At 70.1% G+C, this 18772-nt stretch carries 16 protein-coding genes and 1 pseudogene; 10 read left to right on the forward strand and 7 right to left on the reverse strand.

Annotated features, from left to right (window positions below; genetic code table 11):
• Window positions 1–2179, reverse strand: a 2179-nt coding sequence (locus E1285_RS33135; protein WP_132158525.1) for an MMPL family transporter, incomplete at its 3' end; no start/stop codon positions are given.
• 196 nt (window positions 2180–2375) lie between these two features.
• Here E1285_RS33135 and E1285_RS33140 point away from each other — a divergent pair.
• From E1285_RS33140 to E1285_RS33150, 3 genes are all read left to right on the forward strand, one after another.
• Window positions 2376–3689 (forward strand): histidine kinase, encoded by a 1314-nt coding sequence (locus E1285_RS33140; protein WP_243723220.1) that lies wholly within the window; start codon window positions 2376–2378, stop codon window positions 3687–3689.
• Window positions 3653–4297 (forward strand): response regulator transcription factor, encoded by a 645-nt coding sequence (locus E1285_RS33145; RefSeq protein ID WP_132158526.1) that lies wholly within the window; start codon window positions 3653–3655, stop codon window positions 4295–4297. The genes E1285_RS33140 and E1285_RS33145 overlap by 37 nt, the downstream gene beginning before the upstream one ends.
• A 97-nt stretch (window positions 4298–4394) precedes the next feature.
• The gene (locus tag E1285_RS33150; protein WP_132158527.1) at window positions 4395–5288 is read left to right on the forward strand and encodes a hypothetical protein; all 894 of its coding nucleotides are present in this window, start codon (window positions 4395–4397) and stop codon (window positions 5286–5288) included.
• An 11-nt stretch (window positions 5289–5299) separates the two neighbouring features.
• Here the strand turns inward: E1285_RS33150 and E1285_RS33155 are convergent, their stop codons facing one another.
• Entirely contained in the window at window positions 5300–6073 is a 774-nt protein-coding gene (locus E1285_RS33155) for an enoyl-CoA hydratase/isomerase family protein (RefSeq protein ID WP_132158528.1), read from the reverse strand.
• A gap of 582 nt (window positions 6074–6655) precedes the next feature.
• Here E1285_RS33155 and rho point away from each other — a divergent pair.
• Window positions 6656–7741 (forward strand): annotated as a pseudogene (gene rho, locus E1285_RS33160) (transcription termination factor Rho); the annotation flags it as partial.
• A 30-nt stretch (window positions 7742–7771) separates the two neighbouring features.
• On the opposite strand, the gene E1285_RS33165 reads toward rho, so the two are convergent.
• Together E1285_RS33165 and E1285_RS33170 are read right to left on the reverse strand one after the other, a co-directional pair.
• Window positions 7772–9640, reverse strand: coding sequence for a serine/threonine-protein kinase (locus tag E1285_RS33165; protein WP_132158530.1), 1869 nt, complete (start codon window positions 9638–9640; stop codon window positions 7772–7774).
• 73 nt (window positions 9641–9713) lie between these two features.
• Window positions 9714–11288, reverse strand: coding sequence for an acyl-CoA synthetase (locus E1285_RS33170; RefSeq protein ID WP_132158531.1), 1575 nt, complete (start codon window positions 11286–11288; stop codon window positions 9714–9716).
• A 230-nt stretch (window positions 11289–11518) separates the two neighbouring features.
• Here E1285_RS33170 and sigE point away from each other — a divergent pair, with 230 nt between their 5' ends.
• The 3 genes from sigE (at window position 11519) to E1285_RS33185 (ending at window position 14848) form a co-directional block, all read left to right on the forward strand.
• Entirely contained in the window at window positions 11519–12049 is a 531-nt protein-coding gene (gene sigE, locus E1285_RS33175; protein ID WP_132158539.1) for an RNA polymerase sigma factor SigE, read from the forward strand.
• A 93-nt stretch (window positions 12050–12142) separates the two neighbouring features.
• Window positions 12143–12958 (forward strand): alpha/beta hydrolase, encoded by an 816-nt coding sequence (locus E1285_RS33180; protein WP_132158532.1) that lies wholly within the window; start codon window positions 12143–12145, stop codon window positions 12956–12958.
• Between the two features lie 93 nt (window positions 12959–13051).
• Window positions 13052–14848, forward strand: a complete 1797-nt coding sequence (locus E1285_RS33185) for an HD domain-containing protein (RefSeq protein ID WP_132158533.1) — start codon at window positions 13052–13054, stop codon at window positions 14846–14848.
• A 284-nt stretch (window positions 14849–15132) separates the two neighbouring features.
• Here E1285_RS33185 and E1285_RS33190 read toward each other — a convergent pair whose 3' ends face one another.
• A complete protein-coding gene (locus E1285_RS33190; RefSeq protein WP_279510113.1) occupies window positions 15133–15363 on the reverse strand; it encodes a DUF397 domain-containing protein in 231 nt (76 codons plus the stop codon).
• A gap of 97 nt (window positions 15364–15460) precedes the next feature.
• Entirely contained in the window at window positions 15461–16276 is an 816-nt protein-coding gene (locus tag E1285_RS33195) for a helix-turn-helix transcriptional regulator (RefSeq protein ID WP_243723221.1), read from the reverse strand.
• A gap of 224 nt (window positions 16277–16500) precedes the next feature.
• On the opposite strand from E1285_RS33195, the gene E1285_RS33200 reads away from it, so the two are divergent.
• Window positions 16501–16977: an ATP-binding protein gene (locus tag E1285_RS33200; RefSeq protein ID WP_132158536.1), complete on the forward strand. Its 477-nt coding sequence runs from the start codon at window positions 16501–16503 to the stop codon at window positions 16975–16977.
• A complete protein-coding gene (locus E1285_RS45875) occupies window positions 16974–17117 on the forward strand; it encodes a hypothetical protein (RefSeq protein WP_165966858.1) in 144 nt (47 codons plus the stop codon). Before E1285_RS33200 ends, E1285_RS45875 begins: the two co-directional genes overlap by 4 nt.
• Before the next feature lie 70 nt (window positions 17118–17187).
• Here E1285_RS45875 and E1285_RS33205 read toward each other — a convergent pair whose 3' ends face one another.
• The gene (locus E1285_RS33205) at window positions 17188–17871 is read right to left on the reverse strand and encodes a hypothetical protein (RefSeq protein WP_207946996.1); all 684 of its coding nucleotides are present in this window, start codon (window positions 17869–17871) and stop codon (window positions 17188–17190) included.
• 225 nt (window positions 17872–18096) lie between these two features.
• Between E1285_RS33205 and E1285_RS33210 the strand changes: the two genes are divergently transcribed.
• Entirely contained in the window at window positions 18097–18645 is a 549-nt protein-coding gene (locus E1285_RS33210) for a YceI family protein (protein WP_132158537.1), read from the forward strand.
• Window positions 18646–18772 lie beyond the last annotated feature (127 nt).

Consider the following 18772-nt stretch of genomic DNA (forward strand, 5'->3'; position numbering starts at 1 on the left):
GTTCGGGGGTGGTGGGCTCGCCGTGGGAGATGTGGGGGAGCCAGGCCAGCCAGCGGGGCAGGTACCAGTTCGAGCGGCCCAGCAGGGACATGACGGCCGGGAGGAGCACGACGCGGACGATCGTCGCGTCGATCAGGACCGCCACCGCCAGGCCGACGCCGAGCTGCTTGAAGGCCTGCATGGAGAGCGTTCCGAAGATGGCGAACGTGGCGATCATGATGACGGCGGCGCTGGTCACGACGCCGGCGGTGGCGCGGATGCCCTCGCCCACGGCGCGGGTGGTGTCCAGGCCGCGGTCGTACGCCTCGCGGATCCGGGAGACGACGAACACGTGGTAGTCCATCGACAGCCCGAACAGGACGACGAAGACGAACAGCGGGATCCAGGATTCCAGTGCCCCGGGGGCCGTCGTGCCGACCAGGGAGTCGCCCCAGCCGTGCTGGAACACCGCGACCATCACGCCGTAGGCCGCGCCGACCGACAGGAGGTTGAGGACGATCGAGGTGGCCGCGATCAGCGGCGAGCGGAAGAACACGAGCATCAGCAGGAACGTGATGCCCATGACGAACAGGAACACCGGCACGATGCTGCTCTTGAGCTGGTCGTTGTAGTCGAGCGACCAGGCGAGCTGCCCCGCCACCGGCGCCTCGCCGACCTGCCCGACCGTCTGCGGGACGATCTCCTCCCGGAGCGTCTCCAGCGCGTGCTCGGACGTCGCGTCCATGCCCGTCCCCGCGAGCGGGATCTCGATCTCGGCGATGTTCGCCCGCTCGTGGACGGTGACCTCGATGGGGTCGTTCATCTCACCGGACGCGACGGCCTGCCGCTTCAGGTCGCCGATCGCGGCCTTGACCTGCGGTGCGCCGATGTCGTCCGCCTTCAGCACGACGACCGCCGGGCCGACGCTGCCGGGGAACGTCTCGTTCAGCCGGGTGTAGGTCCGCGAGACCTCCTCGTCGGCCGGGATCAGCTGGTCGACGCTGAGCTGCTCGGTCTTCATGCCGAGCGCGGGCGCGGCCAGGGCCAGCAGGATCCCGGCCGATAGCAGCGCGGCGACCCCAGGACGTGCCAGGACGGGCTTCAGCAGCGTCCCCACCACTCCGCCGCGCCCTGCCACGTGCCGGCGCTCGCGGCGCCGGGGCAGCCGGACGCGGCCGAAGTCGACCTTGTCGCCGAACAGGGACAGCAGCGCGGGCAGAACGGTCACCGAGCCGAGCATCGCGATGAACACGACGAGGATCGTCGCGATGGCGAAGCCCTTGAACAGCAGCAGCCCGGACAGGAACATCGCGGACATCGCGACCATCACGGTGAGGCCGGAGACGAGCACGGAACGCCCGGACGTCGCCGCGGCGATCGCCAGTGCCGTCTCCCGGTCCCGGCCCTTGCGGCGTTCCTCCCGCTCCCGCTGCAGGTAGAAGAGGCAGTAGTCGACGCCGACGGCGAGGCCCATCAGCAGCATCACCGAGTTCGTCGTCGAGTCGACGTGCATGGCGTGGCTGGTCACCGCGAGGAGGCCGCCGGCGGCGAGGAACGCGGTGAACGCCAGCATCACCGGCAGCACGGCCGCGAGCAGGGCGCCGAACGCGATGAGCAGGATGCCGAGCGCGAGCGGCACCGCCGTCATCTCGGCGCGCTTGAAGTCCTCGCCGATCGCCTCGTCGATCCAGGCCTCGGTGCTGGCGCCGCCGAACTGCCCCATCTCGACGGACGGGTTGTCGCGCTGCGCCTTGTCGACCGCGTCCAGGATCGCGGGCAGCGGATCGGACGCCCCGTCCGGTCCGGCGCCGTCCGCGGTGTCCTTGAGGGTGAACTGGACGATCACGTGCCGGCGGTCCTCGGACACCACTGCCGGCCGCAGGTCGGTGATCTTCCCGGTGGCCTGGACGTTCGCCCGGACGCCGGTCACGGCCCGGTTCATCTCGGGCGACCCGGCCGCGTGCGTCCCGCCGTAGATCAGCACCGTCTCCTGGTCGGGGTCGTCGATACCGGCCTCGGAGACGATCCGCTCCGCCCGCGCCGACTGCCCGGCGCCCTTTTCGTGGTCCTCCATCGTGATCTGGCCCGCCGCTCCGCCGAGCAGCGTGGCCAGGACGACGAACACGAGCCAGCCGAGAATGGCCGCCAGGCGGTGCCGTGCGCTCCATCCTCCGAGCGTGGCGGCGAGATTTCGTTTCATGGGGGGTCCCTGGTGTTTGGAGTACGGGCCGACAGCCATCGACGCTATGGAGGACCCCAGTGCGGTGACATGGCTCTAAACGGCGTCCAGAGGTGCACTCAGGTACACCCCTGGTCCGGGTTGCGGGCACACTGTGCTGAAGGCCGCTCGCCAGAAGACTGGAGACCAGACGGCAAGCGACCTGCGGAGGACCACGGTGAACGGCGAGATGGTGAAAGAGACACGACTGCAACAGCACGTCAGGGCCCCATGGCGCGGGGTCAAGCTGTGGGTGCTGGGCATCCCGGCGTTCTTCCTCGGTCTGTGGTTCATCACGGTGGTCTCGATGATCACGAGCGTTATCGGGGTGCTGCTGTTCCCGTCCGCGGTGACGATGCTGCGCAATCGGCTCGACGAGTACCGCGACCACATGGCCCGGCACACCGGCGTCAAGATCCAGAGCCCCTACCTGCCGGAACCCAAGTACGAGGAGGGCGCCGGCGGCGTCCTCAAGCGGTTCATGGACCGGTTCGTCGAAGCGGCGACCTGGCGTGACTACCTGTGGACCGCCACCGACCCGATCGTGATCGTGTTCACCGCGATGCTGCCCGCCCTCCTCATCGCGTACGGGCTGTGGGGCTACCTCCTCGCGGCGTTCGCCGGCGGGTTCATCACCGACAAGGACGGCAACGAGTGGTACACCTTCGTCCACGTCCAGCCCGGCTATGCCGACGACGCCGGGCTGCGCGCCGCCACCGTCGCCGTCGCCACCGCGTTCATCGCCGCCGGGTTCGCCGTCGCGCCGAAGCTGCTGGACGTGTACGGGCGCTGGTGCAAGCTGATCCTCGGGCCCACCAAGAAGACGGAGCTGGCGCTGCGCGTCGAGCGCCTCACCGAGACCCGGTCGGAGGCCGTGGACGCGTCCGCCGCCGAGCTGCGCCGCATCGAGCGGGACCTCCACGACGGCGCGCAGGCCCGGCTCGTCGCGATGGGCATGAGCCTCGGCGCGATCGAGCACCTGCTCGACAAGGACCCGGAGAAGGCGCGGCTGCTGCTGTCGGAGACCCGCAAGTCGTCGGCGCAGGCGCTGCACGAGCTGCGCGACCTCGTCCGCGGCATCCACCCGCCGGTGCTCGCCGACCGCGGGCTCGGCGACGCGGTGAAGGCCCTCGCCCTGGACCACCCGATGCGGCCCGACGTCACGGTCGAGATGGCCGGGCGGGCCGAGCCGCCGGTCGAGTCCGCCGCCTACTTCGCGGTCTCGGAGATCATCACCAACGCCGCCAAGCACTCCGGCGCGTCCAACGTCTGGATCGACGTGCGCCACGCGGACGGCATGCTGCGGATCACCGTCACCGACGACGGCCAGGGCGGCGCCACGATGGAGGGCGGCACGGGGCTGCGCGGGATCGAGCGCAGGATCGGTACATTCGACGGGATCCTCGCCCTCAGCTCACCGGTGGGCGGCCCGACGATCGTGACCATGGAGCTGCCGTGCGCGTTGTCCTCGCCGAAGACCTCGCTCTCCTGAGAGAGGGACTGGTCAGCCTCCTGGAGACGCACGACTTCGAGATCGCGGCCGCCGTCGACAACGGCCCCTCGCTCCTGAAGGCACTGCTCGACCACCGCCCGGACGTGGCGGTGGTCGACGTGCGTCTGCCGCCGTCCTTCACCGACGAGGGGCTGCAGGCGGCGCTGGAGGCGCGCCGGCACATCCCGGCGCTGCCCGTCCTGGTGCTGTCGCAGTACGTCGAGCAGCTCTACGCGCGGGAGCTGCTCGCGGACGGCGGCGGCGGCATCGGCTACCTGCTGAAGGACCGGGTGTTCGACGCGGCCCAGTTCGTCGACGCGATCCGCCGGGTCGCGGCGGGCGGCACCGCGATGGACCCGGAGGTCGTCTCCCGGCTCGTCGCCAGCCAGACCCGCGACACGCCGCTGGGACGCCTCACCCCGCGCGAGATGGAGGTCCTGGAGCTGATGGCGCAGGGACGCTCCAACGCCGCGATCGCGGAGCGGCTCGTCGTCACCGAGCGGGCCGTGACCAAGCACACCGCGAACATCTTCACCAAGCTCGACCTGGCCGTCACCGGCGACGACAACCGCCGCGTCCTCGCGGTTCTCGCCTACCTCAACCGCTGACCCGGCCCCCGAGGCCGCCCCTCTCCGCCATATCGGTCTATCCGGGCCCGCGCCGGGTGAAATAGGTTGCTCGGCGAGATGGCCCCGGGAGGGCGCGATGACCGTGATCCTGGTCCTGCTCTGCTTGGCGATCGCCGGGCGCGAGCTGTATTTGGCGTTCGAGCGCAAGCGGACGCCGGGTGCCCCCGAGATCGCCGACATCCGCACCCAGCTCCGCGCGCTGAAGGGGACGCGGGACGAGCTGGAGGACTTCCGCACGTCCCAGGTGGAGCGGCTCGACCGGCTGACGCGGGAACAGGACCGCGACCGCGAGGCGCTGAGCGAGGCCGACGCCCGGATCCGGTCGCTGATCTCGCAGATCAACGACCGGCTGGTGCCGGACGTCAACCAGCGCCTCAACCGGCAGCGGGAGGCCGCCGACCTGCAGCGCGAGGCCGTGGAACGGCTGGCCGCCGAGGTCGCCGGGTTACGCGCGCACCTGCTGGGACGGCTCGACCAGGCCGTCGCGGCGTCCCTGGGCGGCGACCCCGCCGACGTGATCGCCGGGTCCCTCGCGGTCCAGCCGTCCGCGGTGCGGCCCGCGCTGACCGGCCCGTTCGAGCGGTTCGCCGGACAGCACGGGCTGCGCGTGGAGATGACCGACCGGGACCGCTACTACCTGTCGGGCCGCAGCCCCCGCGGACTGGAACACGACTTCACCGATCTGGTGCGGGCGCTGCGCGCGGACTCCGCGGCATCCATCGAGAAGATCCGTCCCTTGCTGGCCGCTCTGCGCGACACCGACCGGGGCGGGGCGCAGATCGGGCCGTTCCTCGTCGTCCGGACCTCGGAGTCGCTGATGTGCGGGGTGCTCCCCCTCGCCGAACTGCTCCGCCCCGAAAGCGCCGGGCTGCTGGACGACCCGTCCGCCGCCGCCCGCCGCCTGCGCCGGCTCCCCGCGAGCCGGTTCTGCGACCTGACCGCACTCGGCGGCCGGAACCCGCCCAGGTGACCTCGGGCGGCTCAGCGGGCCGGGGCCGTCCAGGGGAAGTCGGGTGGGCGGCGTTCGAGGAACGCGGCGATGCCCTCCTCGACCTCGCCGCTGGCCGCCACCTCCGCCAGCCACCGCCGGGCGCTCTCCTCGACCGGGCCGGCGGCGGCGATGGCGTCCACGATGTCCTTGGTCGCCCGCTGGGTGAGCAGGGAGCGGGACGCGAGCGTCTCGGTGAACTCGGTGACCCGCTCGCGCAGGCCGTCCGCCGGGACGACCTCGTCCAGCAGCCCGATCCGCAGCGCGTGCCCGGCGCCGACCAGGTCCGCCGAATAGAGCAGGTACTTCGCCGCCGACGGGCCGACGAGGCGGACGAGCCGGGTCGTCGCGGGGGCCGGGTAGACGATGCCGAGCTTCGCCGGAGTGACCCCGAACCGGGAGCCCTCCGCCGCGAACCGCAGGTCGCAGGCCGCGGCGAGCTGGCAGCCGCCGCCGACGCAGTACCCCTCGATCGCCGCGAGGGTCGGCTTCGGGAACGCCGCGAGGGCCCGCTCGGCGACCGTCGACAGGTGCGAGTCGTCGTCGCGGTGGATGTCGGCCAGTTCGGAGATGTCGGCGCCCGCGCAGAAGTTCCCGCCCGCCCCCGTCAGCACCACGACACGCACGGTCCTGTTCGCGGCCAGATCGTCCAGGATGGCGGGGAGCGCCCGCCACATGTCCGCCGACATGGCGTTGCGCTTGGCCGGACGGTCGATCGTGATCGTCCCGACCCCCTCGGCTACCTCTGCGTGGAGCCCGGTGACCATCGTTCCCCCTATGCTTCGACGCGGCTCATCGTACGAAGCCGGGTTCACCGGGCCGGTTTCCGGGGTACTTCACGTCCGGCCACCACCTCCGGCATCCACAGGGGGACCACCTGCATGAACATCGTCACCGGCCTCCGGGAATGCGAAACCGTCCCGGAGTGCTGTACTGTCGAGACAGCGCCTTCGAGTTGCCGCGATTCGCGGCGTGGGCGCCTCTTCCCCGCCCGGGCCATCTGAGAGCCCGGTGACTATTCCGGTTCGGTACATGCAGGCCGATGTCCCGGACCGCCGCACGAGGGAGTCGACGTCAGCCCCGTGAACGGAGCTGCATTTCTCATTTCTCACGCGTACGCGCCGCGGACTCCGCCGCCGTACGCGGAATTCGACCCCGGGCCCGCGCGACGTACCGCGCCGGCCTGAGAAGGGACCCACATGTCCGCTTCCACCCTCACCACCGAACGTCCCGCCGCCGAACGCCGCGCCACGGACCAGAAGGCGCACGGCGTGCCCGCGCCCGGCAACCGCAAGAGCGGGCGCCAGGGACGGCGTCCCGCCGATGACGCGCCGGTCGTTCCCTTCCACGGCATCCTCGCCGTCCAGGACAAGCACGCGTTCATCCGCACGTCCGGCTACCATCCCGGCCCGGACGACGTGCACGTCTCACTCGCCCAGATCAAGGCCGACAACATGCGTCCCGGCGACGCCGTCACCGGCACCGCTCGGCCGCCGAAGTCCAACCGGGACAAGTTCTCCTCGCTCGCCCGCGTCGAGACCGTGAACGGGCTGCCGCCCGCCGAGGCGGCCGGCCGGCCCGAGTTCGGCAAGCTGACCCCGCTGTTCCCCGACGAGCGGCTGCGCCTGGACACCGGCGCGCTCGCCACCCGCGTCATCGACCTGGTGGCGCCGATCGGCAAGGGGCAGCGCGGGCTGATCGTGTCGCCGCCCAAGGTCGGCAAGACCATGGTGCTGCAGGCCCTCGCCAACTCGATCGCGCAGAACAACCCCGAAGCGCACCTCATGGTCGTGCTCGTCGACGAGCGCCCCGAGGAGGTCACCGACCTGGAGCGGTCGGTGCGCGGCGAGGTGATCCACTCGACGTTCGACCGCCCGGCGCAGGACCACACCGCGCTCGCCGAACTGGCCGTCGAGCGGGCCAAGCGCCTCGTCGAGCAGGGCCACGACGTGGTCATGCTCCTCGACTCCATCACGCGGCTCGGCCGGGCCTACAACCTGGCGGCGCCGTCCAGCAGCCGCATCCTGGCGGGCGGTGTCGCGACGACCGCGATCTACCCGCCGAAGAAGTTCTTCGGCGCCGCCCGCAACATCGAGAACGGCGGGTCGCTGACCATCCTCGCCACCGCGCTGGTGGAGACCGGGTCCCGCATGGACGACGTGTTCTTCGAGGAGTACAAGGGCACCGGCAACATGGAGCTCAAGCTCGACCGTGGCCTCGCCGACCGCCGCATCTTCCCCGCCGTCGACATCGAGGCGTCCGGCACGCGCCGCGACGAGCTGCTCATGTCCCCCGAAGAGCTCGCGCTCTCCTGGCGGCTGCGCCGCGCCCTCCAGGGGCTGGACAGACAGCAGGCCGCCGAGCAGCTGCTGGAGAAGATGAAGGGCACCTCGTCCAACGCCGAGTTCCTCCTCCGGCTGCAGCAGACGACCTGACCGGCCGCCGGACCGCCTCGGTCCCGGGTCTCAGGTCCCGTCGGGACGGAACGAATCAAGGATCTTGTCGTAGAGGCGCTGGCCCGGCGTCCACAGCCGATCGGGCGCGTAGAAGCAGAACTCGTATCCCGCCGCCCGGCCGCACAGCACGTGCCGGACGCCCTTCTCGAAGGTGCGGGTGGCTTCGCCCTTCCAGGTGAACTCCCACTCCGCGGCCCCGGCGATGACCTCGGGGACGCGCTGCAGCCGCAGCCGCTGGTATCCGGGGTAGCGGTGTTCCGCGACGGCCTCGCGCTCCGCCGCGCGCAGCCCCGCCAGGGGATCCCCGGGCGCAGGGGCGATGCGCAGCCCCCGGCCCGTGTGGACGTCCTTCCACCGCACGACGGAACCGCTACGCTCCGCCCGCCACCCCGCCGGCACGCGAACCGTGTAAGCGCCCGCCTCCCGGTGCGTCGTCGTCTTGGCCGGCACGCCCGCCGCCGGCCGCAGCGCGACCGAATCGCCCTTGCCGACCGCCGTCCACCGGGCCGCCCAGGTGCCGGTGCCCGCCGCGAGCACGGCGAGGACGGTCACGCCCGCGACGGCGCCCGGACGCACCCGCCGTCCCGCCACCAGCGCCGGGACGACCGGCCGCCACCGGACGCGCCACTCCTTCGCTCCGGGCCGCTGCGCCGAATGACGGGGAGCCCACGCGTCGCGATGCCGCCACCAGCCGCGGGCCCGCCGCGAACCGCACGGGGCCGCCGGGGCGTCCCGAGGGTCTGCGGGCGGCCTGCCGCCGCGCAGCGTCCACGGGACGCGCGGCCCCCTGAACACGCGCGACCGGCTGAACACGCGTGACCTGGCGGCGTCCCGCGACACCCAGGGGACGCGCTGCACCCACGAGACCCGCTGTGCCCAGGAGACCCGCTGTGCCCACGAGACACCGGGGCGCAGCACGAGCCGCCTCGCGGAGAAGCCGCGGCTCCCGTGCGGGACGGGGCTCAGCGTCGCCACCGTGGCGCCCGGTTCCGGGATGGTCCCGACCACGTCCCGGAGGAGTTCGGCCGTGGCGTCGGCCGTGAGGCGGTCCTCCGGCCGTTGACGCAGCAGTCCTTCGATGACCGGAGTCAGTGGCCCCGCCCGTACAGGACGGGCGTAGTCGCCCAGCAGGACCGCCATCATGGACGCCAGCGCGTGGCAACGCAGGAACGGCGAGAAACCCTCGACCGCCATGTAGAGCGTCGCTCCTAGCGACCACAGGTCGGACGCCTCCGCACCGGGCAGGCGGTTCACGCGCTCTGGCGAGAGGTAGGCGGGAGAGCCTTCGATGCCCGCCGGCATCGTGTCTGCGGTCTCGCGGCCGTTGGCCATGTGGACGGCCAGACCGAAGTCGGTGAGCAGGACTCGTCCGTCGTCGCAGACCAGGACGTTGCTGGGTTTGACGTCCCGGTGCAGGATGCCCGCGGAGTGCGACGCGCGCAGCACCGACAGGACCGCCGCGCCTATCTCCGCCGTCCGGCGCACGCCGAGCGGGCCGTCCTCGGCGACGAGCCGGTTCAGCGAGCAGGACTCGACGAACTCCATGACGATCCAGGGACGGCCGTCCTCGATGATGAGGTCGTGGACGGCGACCACGCCGGGATGCTTCAGCGCGGCGGTCGCGCGGGCCTCGGCGAGCAGGCGCCGGCACATCACCCGGCGCTCGCCCTCGGTGATGCGGCCGGGGAGGCGGACCTCCTTGACGGCGACGTCCCGGTCGAGCATCTCGTCGTAGGCGCGCCAGACGGTGCCCATGCCGCCCCTGCCGACCACAGAGAGCAGGCTATACCGCCGCGCGAGCGGAATCAGCCGATCCCCATTCATGAGGAAGTTATTCGCCGGAACGCGCTCAAGGCACGCTCCATCGGCATCAATCATTTCTTGACCGGTGCGCGCCGCGGAATAAGCCGCCTGACGTGGTATAAGGGGTCGGCTCTATAGGCGTTCCCGTTTAGGCCAGGACGCTCTTGGCCCATTTGTAGTCGGATTTGCCGACGGCGGTGCGCCGCACCTCGTCCACCACCTGGATCTGGCGCGGCAGCTTGTAGCCGGCGAGGCGGCCGCGGCAGTACTCCGTCAGTTCCTCCAGGGTGACCGCCGTGCCGGGGCGGGGCGCGACCACGGCGGCGACGCGCTCCCCGAACCGCTCGTCCGGCAGCCCCACCACGACCGCGTCGTACACGTCCGGGTGGTCCTTCAGCGCGACCTCGACCTCCTCCGGGTACACCTTCTCCCCGCCCGTGTTGATCACCAGGGAGCCGCGGCCGAGCAGCACGATCGTCCCGTCCTCCTCCAGGGAGGCGAAGTCGCCCGGGATCGACCAGCGGGTGCCGCCGGCGTCGGTGAAGAACGTCGTCGCCGTCTTCTCCGGGTCGTTGTAGTAGCCGAGCGGGATGTGGCCGCTGCGGGCGAGCTTGCCGATCTCGCCGGGCGCGACGGTCTTCAGGTCGTCGTCCAGGACGGTGATCTCCGGCTTCATCATGAACCGGGCCGTCCCCTCCTTGCCGCCGACGGACGGGCCGCACGCACCGGTCTCGGTGGCGCCGTAGTTGTCGAGGAACATGACGTTCGGCAACTGCTCCTGGAGGGCCTGCTTCGCGCCCTCGGTCAGCGGAGCGCCGCCGGACGCGATCGCCATCAGCGAGGAGGTGTCGTAGTCGCCGGCGGCCAGCGCCTGCGCGACCGGACGGCCCATCACGTCACCGACCAGCATCATCACATTCGCCTGTTCCTCGCCGAGCAGCCGGAGCGCCTTGTCCGCGTCGAATGCGTGGTCGGTGTAAAGGACGACTTTGGCGCCGCTGAACAGACCCATGAACGCGACCCATTGCCCGGCGCCGTGCATGACGGGCGCGCAGTCGAGCACGGCCATCGCGGGCTGTTCGGCGTTGGCGGCGAGTTCCTCCGGGCTGCCGATCGGGTCGCCGAGGACGTTCCCGCCGCCGAGCGCGCCGAAGAAGATGTCCTCGCAGCGCCATTCGACGCCCTTCGGGTAGCCGGTCGTGCCGCCCGTGTACATGATGTAGCGGTCGTCGTTCGAGCGTTCCGGGAAGGCGTCGCCCGGGTCCGCGGCCGCGAGCGCCTCCTCGTACTCGACCGCGCCCGGGATGTCGTCCGCCGCCCCGTCCTCCAGGACGACGATGTGGCGCAGTTTCGGCAGATCCCCGCGGATCTCCTCCGTCTTCGCCAGGAGCGAACGCTCGCCGATGATCGCGACCGAGTCGGAGTCGGACAGGACGTGCCGCAGCTCGGCGGCGACGTACCGGAAGTTCACCGGGACCGGCACCGCCCGGATCTTGAAGACGCCGAGCATCGCCTCGATCCACTCGGCACGGTTGTAGGCGAGGATGGCGACATGCTCGCCCGGCCCCACTCCCGCCGCCGCGAGATGGTGCCCGACCCTGCTCGCACGCTCGTTGAGCTGCGCGAACGTGCGCCGCTCCGCGCCCGCCACCAGCGCGGGACGGTCGGGTCCGGCCGCGGCCAGGATCTCCAGCAGGTCGGCCAGGTTGTAGCTGCGCACCATGCACGTCCTCGCATGTCGGGGTGGGTACCGCCTCCGATCCTCCACGCGCGGAGACGGCGAACTCAATCCTTGTTGTAATCGAGGTCCAATGAGATGGGTCACATATGTGTCACCATCCGGGTGCCTGATCCGGCCACACCGGCGGTCCTTACACGGCTCTTATCCGGGTACCGGCATGCTTGGCCGTAACGATTAAGTATCAGACGGGGGTAGTGGTGAGCGCAGGCACGATGGCGTGGACCCCGCCGACGTGGGACGAGATCGTCAGCGAGCACTCCACCAGGGTGTTCCGACTGGCGTACCGGCTGACCGGCAACCGGCACGACGCCGAGGATCTGACCCAGGACGTCTTCATCCGGGTATTCCGGTCGCTGTCCTCCTACAGCCCCGGCACGTTCGAAGGCTGGCTGCACCGGATCACGACCAACCTGTTCCTCGACCGCGCACGCCGCAAGCAGCGCATCCGCTTCGACTCCCTCGGAGACGACGCCGCCGAACGCCTGCACGGCCGGGAGCCGACTCCGCAGCAGGCCTACGACGACCGGCACCTGGACCACGACATCCAGACCGCACTGGACGACCTCGTGCCCGAGTACCGGGCCGCCGTCGTCCTGTGCGACATCGAGGGCCTGTCCTACGAGGAGATCGCCGCGACGCTGAACGTCAAGCTGGGCACGGTCCGCTCCCGCATCCACCGCGGCCGGGCGCAGCTCCGCACCGCCCTGGAGCACCGCCGCCCGGCCGAGGTGACGCAGCCCTGACCCGCGGCGCCCGGCCGCACGGACTGACCGGTCTCGGCGGAAGTGACCAGGCTCACTAGTGACCGGCGAGTAACATCTGATTAACCTCGGCTCGTGGACATCGTCTTCGAACGCCGCGGCGACGGCCCGCCCCTCGTCCTCCTGCACGGCATCGGCCACCGCCGGCAGGGCTGGTCGCCCGTCATGGACCTGCTCGCCGCCGAACGCGACGTCATCGCGGTCGACCTGCCGGGCTTCGGCGACTCGCCGCCCCTCCCGCCCGGCACCCCGTACACCATGGACACCGTCCTGACCATCCTCACCAGGTCGTTCGCGGATCTCGGCCTGGACAGGCCGCACATCGCGGGCAACTCGCTGGGTGGCCTGTTCGCCCTCGAAGCCGCCGACCGCGGCCTGGTCAGCTCCGCTACCGCGCTGTCCCCCGCGGGCTTCTTCAACTCCCTCGAACTCCGCTACGCGGCGTCGGTCCTGCGCGCGTCCCGCCTGGGCGCCCGCGTCCCCGACACGCTCCTCACCCGCCTGGCCCGCTCCCCGCGCCGCCGCAACGCCATGTTCGGCATGATCTACGGCCGTCCAGACCTGATGGAGATTGATGCCCTCGCGGGCGACGCCCGCGCGATGCGCGAGGCCCGCGGCTTCGAACCCACCCTCCGCGCGGGCCGCACCGCCCGCTTCCTCGGCGCCTGCGCCGACGTCCCCGTCACGATCGCCTGGGGCACCAAGGACCGCCTCCTCCTGCGCAGCCAGGCCATCCGCGCCCAGCGCCGCCTCCCCCACGCCCGCTTCATCTGGCTGGAAGGCTGCGGCCACGTCCCCATGTCCGACGACCCGCCCCAGATAGCCGACGTCCTCCTACAAGGCAGCGCCCACCCCCTACAGGGCAGCCGTCCCCAATCCACCGCCTCCTGAGATCGGGAACCGGGCCGACCGCCACGGGATGATGGTTGCGCTGACAGTGGTTACATCGAAGGAGGAGCGAAGCGTGAGGGGGCGAGTGAACCGATGGAGCCTGCCGACCTCGCGGGACGGCGGACGGGCAAGCGCACGACACGGTTCACGGGGCTGATGAGGTCGGGCCTGCCATCGTCACCGTCGCAGATCGATACCGCTGTGGAGCCGCTGATCCACGAACACCGTCGTTTCTACCCGCGTGCTGATGTGGATGTGCTGCGCCGGGCATTCGCGGTAGCGGAGTTGTACCACCGCGGGCAGACCCGCAAGTCGGGGGCCCCTTATGTGACGCATCCGCTGGCGGTGGCGATCCTGCTGGCGCAGATGGGCGTGGACACCGCGACGCTGGCGGCGGCGCTGCTGCATGACACCGTCGAGGACACCGATCTGACGTCGGGGCAGATCCATGCTGATTTCGGGGAGGAAGTCGCCGTCCTGGTGGACGGGGTGACCAAGCTGGACGGGTCCAAGTGGGGTGAGGGGGCCGAGGCCGAGACGTTCCGCAAGATGATCCTGGCGGCGGCCGACGACCTGCGGGTGTTCGTGATCAAACTCGCCGACCGTGTACACAACCTGCGGACCCTGGGCTTCCACCCGAAGCGGTCCAAGCGGGAGCGGATCGCGCGGCAGTCGATGGAACTGCTGGTTCCGTTCGCCGAGCGGCTCGGCATCTACGTTTTCAAACGGGAACTTGAGGATGTGGCGTTCGCAACCCTGCAGCCGGAGGCGGAGCAGGCGATCGCCGCGGCGATGGAGGCCACCGCCGAGGACCGCGCCGCTGCGCTCCGGCCCCTGGTGGCGCGGCTGGAGAAGGCGCTGGCGGACGCGAATCTCAGGGCCGAGGTCGTGGTCCGGGACCGGCACCGGTATTCGATCTACCAGGACCACCGCAGAAACCCTGTGCAGCCGACGGACGCTCTGCAGCCCGGTGAGGTGTCCCGCATCACGGTGCTGGTGGACGGGACGCCCGAGGAGTGTTACGTGGCGCTGGGGGTCGTGCACGGGGTATGGCGGCCGCTGCCGGGTCAGATGAAGGACTTCATCGCGCTGCCGAAGTACAACATGTACCGGTCGCTGCACACGTCGGTGGTCACCGGCGCCGGGACTCTGGAACTGGCGATCCGCACGCCGTCGATGCATCGCATCGCCGACTACGGAATCGTCAGCCAGATCCAGGACGCCGCCACCGCATCCAGGCGGGAGGCCCGGCAGGCCGCGCGCCGCCCGGAGCTGGAGTGGCTGCGGAACCTGCTGGCGTGGCAGGCGCACGCCCCGGCGGCCGATTTCCTCGCCAGCCTGCGGGTCGATCTGCACGGTAGCGGCATCGTGTCGTTCACTCCGTCGGGTGAGGTCGTCCCGCTGCCACGGGGTGCCACCGCCGTCGACTTCGCGTACGCGATCGACACCGACCTGGGCCACACGGCGATCGGGGCGGTCGCCAACGGACGGCTCGTGCAGATGACGGCGGCGTTGGAGAACGGGCAAGTCGTAGAGATCCTCACGGGCCCCGGTTCCGGCCCGGCGGACGAGTGGCTGGACGCCGCCCGCACGGGCCGCGCCCGGGTGGAGATCCAGCAGTGGCTGGCCGGGCGGCGCAACGAGGCAGCCGGTCAGGCCGGGCGCCGCCTTGTCGCCGGCGCCCTCACCGAGGCCGGGGTGGACCTGCTGGACCTGGAGACCGATGGCGCCGCACTGACGGCGGCACGGGAACTGGAGTACCACGACCTGGAGTCGCTGTACTCGGCGGTGGCGGCCGGCACCGTCACCCTCACCGACCTGACCGCCCGGCTCCTCGCGGACGCCCCCCGCTCGAACATAGGCGACACAGGCCAGGCCCCAAACGCCTGAGAGCACTCACCTCGGCGTCGCTCATGCGACCTCTAGCTGTCCCAGTCGATCGACCTCGGTATCGACATCGCTTCACCCCGACCAGGAAAGCGGATGCGGGAGGTTGCCACGCGAATGCGTCCACATGCAACGGCGGACTTCAGGAGGCCCATCCCGACCTCGCGGTCCGGGGTGTTTGCGGTGAACACCAGCAGAGCTGAGGTTCCGTCATGCCGCGCACCCTACGGCGCGGAGGGGGCATCCACAGCGCATGGACGTACTTGTCTGGTCATCATGGGCGACGGCTACGTGAGGTCGTAGCGTCCCGTCAGCACGTCAGCGTGGAACGTTCGCCAGGACGCGACGCTGAACGCCAGCTTCGGCCCTTCAGGATCCTTGCTGTCCCGGACGGCCGTCCCACAGCAGTCACACCCCCCGACTTCGACACACCCACCGTTGCCCCCGCTGCGCGCGCTCTTGCGCCATGCGCCGACCTCGACGCAGGCCTCACCGCCGTTGCCGCTGTGGCTGCTCACCTTCCAGGACGCTACTTCGACACACGCAGCGTTGTTCGCGCTGCGGCTGCTCTTACGCCATGTGAGTTCAGTGCCCAAGTCCATTGCGCGATCTCTTTCAGGGGAAGTTTTCAACTGCATCCTTGATCAGCGAACGCGTTTCGTCGGGGCCGAGAGCCCTTGCGCGTAGCTGATCGAACATCACGGAGTAAGTCTCGACCTCGGCTGGCTGTTCCAGGTAGAGGCCATTCAGCCGCAGTTCGAGGTAGACGACATCCGGGTCCAGCGCTTCCGGGAAGCTGAGGATGCTGAAGCCGCCGCCGGCGAACGCCGGGTGCGCTCCGGCCGCAAAGGGAAGGATTTGAAGATCCACGCTGTCACAGCGGGAAACGCTCACTAGATGTTCAAGTTGCTCGCGCATCACCCCTGAACCTCCGACCCGCCGCCGAATCACGTCCTCGTTGAGGACGAACCAGCTCTTCAGGGGGTCTTCCCCTACGAGACGTTCCTGACGTTTCATGCGAACGGCGACCATCCTGTCGATCTCCTCCTCAGAGTATGTTCGCAGTTCCGCTGCGGCCATGGCTCGGACGTAGGCTTCTGTCTGGAGGAGGCCTGGGAGCACGTCGACGCTGTATTGCTGGGTGGTACTGGCCTCTTCCTCCAGGCCGGTGTAGGCACTGACGATCTCTGGCAGGTCGTACTTCTGCCACCAGCCCTTGACCCTGCACTGGCGGGCCAGCGTCACCAGTTCGTCGGTTTCCCGGTCGCCGAGGGCGTAGAGCTTGCACAGCATGGCGATGTCGCCGGGCTTGGGGTTGTGCGCCGCCGCCTCGATGCGGCTGATCGTGACGGGGCTGATGCCGGCGAACGTCGCCGCCTCTTCGCGGGTCTTGTTCGCGTCCTTGCGGAGCTGGCGCATGATCGCGGCCAAGCGTCGGCGGCGGACCGTGGGGCTCGTCCGTCTTGCCGTCATCGTTACCTCCCGGGAAGTTTGTCCAGCGAGTGACCATACATTTTTTGACCTAGGTCACTTGAATCGCTTGCCACCTCATGGATGGTCACGCACACTCGGAGCGTAACGACTCATGACGTGGCGTGTTTGGATCTTCCGGGTATTCGGCCGGGCGCGTCCGCGATGGCGAGAGGACTGGCCTGATGGGGATGGGTGGTGGACGGGCGGGCAGGCGCCCGGCGTCGCGGGTCGAGCAACGGCGCCGGACGGTGCCCGCGGCCAGACCGGCCGAAGGGGCGATCCGGCTGCCGTCCGAGCCGGAGAGCGTCTCGGTCGGACGCCGCTGGCTGCGCGGCGTGCTCGGTCGAGAGTTCGGGGACGGTCATCCGGTCATCGGTGACGCTCTGCAAGCGCTGTCGGAGGTCCTGAGCAACGCCGTCCTCTACGGCGACGGCCTGCATGTTCGGGTGACCTACACGGTGGACGGCGAATGGGTGGAGGTCGCCGTCCACAACGAGGGGCGCCCCGGCGGGACTCGACCACAGAAGCAGGCTCCCGCCGCACCGGACGCCGAGAGCGGACGTGGGCTGGACCTGGTGGAGGCGTTCAGCCAGCAGTGGGGCATCAAGATGCTGCCCATGGACGAGGTCAAGGTCTGGTTTCGGGTGAGGTTCGGATGAACGGCTACTCGAACCGGGCGCCTGCCAGCCACCGAGGTACGTCCGACCGGTACGCGCTGGGGATGGTGCACGGCGCACTCGTCGGCACCGGGCTGGGGCTCATCCTTCTCGGCTTGGTGATGGCCGCGTTCCTGCTGTAGGTGGAAGGCCCGCGCGATCGGATGGCTCGGGCTGAGCCCGGTCGCTGCGTCCTACGGCTGGCTATGCGCCTTATCTGGTGTAGGGGTAGCCGATGGTGTCGAGCCTCTCGGCCAGCGAGGTCAGGTCGGTGTGCGGGTTGAGGCGCCGGACGAGGTCGGTGGTCAGGGGGTGGTGTTCGAAGACCTCCCTGACGGCGGCGAGGTCGACGGGGACCTCAAAGTAGTCGGTGGCGTAGGCGTGGTAGGCCTCGGGCGTGCCCTCGGCCAAAAGGCCGAACATCCATGCCGAACCGTCCGGGTCAATGCAGTCCTCGTCTGGCGGGAACTCGATGTCACCGGTTCGCCAGGACGGATCGTCGTGCAGGCGCCACAGGCAGATGGTGGCCGCCAGGAACGGTCCGGTGTCCCCGTCATGGCAGAAGGCCGGTTCGTTGGCCTGGGCCGTGAACTGCTCCGGGATCGACTCGACCAGGCCGGGCCAGGGCGCGTAGTCCTCGTCGGCGTACGGGCTCATGGGAGCCTCATGATCAAATCCGCGGACGAACGCGCCGGCGGGGGTGAAGACGATCGAGTACTCATCGCCACTGCCGTTGTCCATCGAGGCGAGCTCCTCGTGCTCGTCCCACCGGCTGTCGAAGGCGTAAGTGGCGTGGCCGTCCGGTTTCAGGATCGTGTCCAGAACGGCGAAGGACTGGCTCAGAACCCGGACGGTCGCGATGGAGGGGAGACGCTGGGCGAGATCGACGGCGGTCATGATCAGATTCAAGCGGTTGTGACCGACAAACGACCACGGCCCCCGGGCACGGGGCCGATCCTGGTCGGTGTCGCGCCGCGGGGCACGCGGCCTGGCCGGATGTGGAGGGACCGTCCGGAACCCGGAGGAGCGCGGGAACAATCGGGGATTGACATGTGTTTGAACCCTCAACTAACCTCGGCAGAGGTCGTTGAAGTTTCAAACACATCAGCCACAGGAGTTCACATGAGCATCGCTGCCGTCGCCCCCGAGCTGAAGGCCGGGACCTGGAACATCGACCCCTCGCACTCCGAGGTCACCTTCGTGATCCGCCACCTGATGACCAAGGTGCGGGGGACGTTCACCGAGTTCACCGGTTCCGTGCAGATCGCCGAGGAGCTGGGCGAGTCGACGGCCACGGCCGAGATCAAGATGGCCTCGCTCGACACCCGCAACGCCGACCGGGACGCGCACGTGCGCACCGCCGACGTCCTGGACGTCGAGAAGTACCCGACCATGACCTTCAACACCAAGGGCGTGCGGGCCGAGGGCGACGAGTACTACCTGGACGGCGACCTGACCATCAAGGACGTCACCCGTCCGCTGAGCCTCCGGGTGGAGTTCAACGGCGTCGGCGAGGACCCCTGGGGCGGGACGCGCGCCGGTTTCTCCGCCGAGACCACGATCAACCGCCAGGACTGGGGCATCGAGTTCGACATCCCGCTGAAGGGCGAGAAGGCCCTGCTCAGCGACAAGGTCGAACTCCAGCTCGAGGTCCAGGCCGTACTGGCCTGACCCGGCGCCCCCATCGGGGCCGCAGCCGCGAAGAGCCGTCCACAGCCCTGTGGACGGCTCTTCGCGCGTCCGGCGCCCCCTTGAGCAGGACTACGCGGGCGGATGTCCGGGTGGGGTGGCGAGGGGG

It is taken from the genome of Actinomadura sp. 7K507 (assembly GCF_004348425.1).
In the GTDB taxonomy this organism is placed as follows: Bacteria; Actinomycetota; Actinomycetes; order Streptosporangiales; family Streptosporangiaceae; genus Spirillospora.

Coding starts and splice junctions, on each gene's coding strand:
- E1285_RS33150 (WP_132158527.1), top strand. CDS start 4,395: ATGACCGTGATCCTGGTCCTGCTCTGCTTGGCGATCGCCGGGCGCGAG.
- E1285_RS33155 (WP_132158528.1), bottom strand. CDS start 6,073: ATGGTCACCGGGCTCCACGCAGAGGTAGCCGAGGGGGTCGGGACGATC.
- E1285_RS33165 (WP_132158530.1), bottom strand. CDS start 9,640: ATGATTGATGCCGATGGAGCGTGCCTTGAGCGCGTTCCGGCGAATAAC.
- E1285_RS33170 (WP_132158531.1), bottom strand. CDS start 11,288: ATGGTGCGCAGCTACAACCTGGCCGACCTGCTGGAGATCCTGGCCGCG.
- sigE (WP_132158539.1), top strand. CDS start 11,519: ATGGCGTGGACCCCGCCGACGTGGGACGAGATCGTCAGCGAGCACTCC.
- E1285_RS33185 (WP_132158533.1), top strand. CDS start 13,052: ATGGAGCCTGCCGACCTCGCGGGACGGCGGACGGGCAAGCGCACGACA.
- E1285_RS33200 (WP_132158536.1), top strand. CDS start 16,501: ATGGGGATGGGTGGTGGACGGGCGGGCAGGCGCCCGGCGTCGCGGGTC.
- E1285_RS45875 (WP_165966858.1), top strand. CDS start 16,974: ATGAACGGCTACTCGAACCGGGCGCCTGCCAGCCACCGAGGTACGTCC.
- E1285_RS33205 (WP_207946996.1), bottom strand. CDS start 17,871: ATGACCGCCGTCGATCTCGCCCAGCGTCTCCCCTCCATCGCGACCGTC.
- E1285_RS33210 (WP_132158537.1), top strand. CDS start 18,097: ATGAGCATCGCTGCCGTCGCCCCCGAGCTGAAGGCCGGGACCTGGAAC.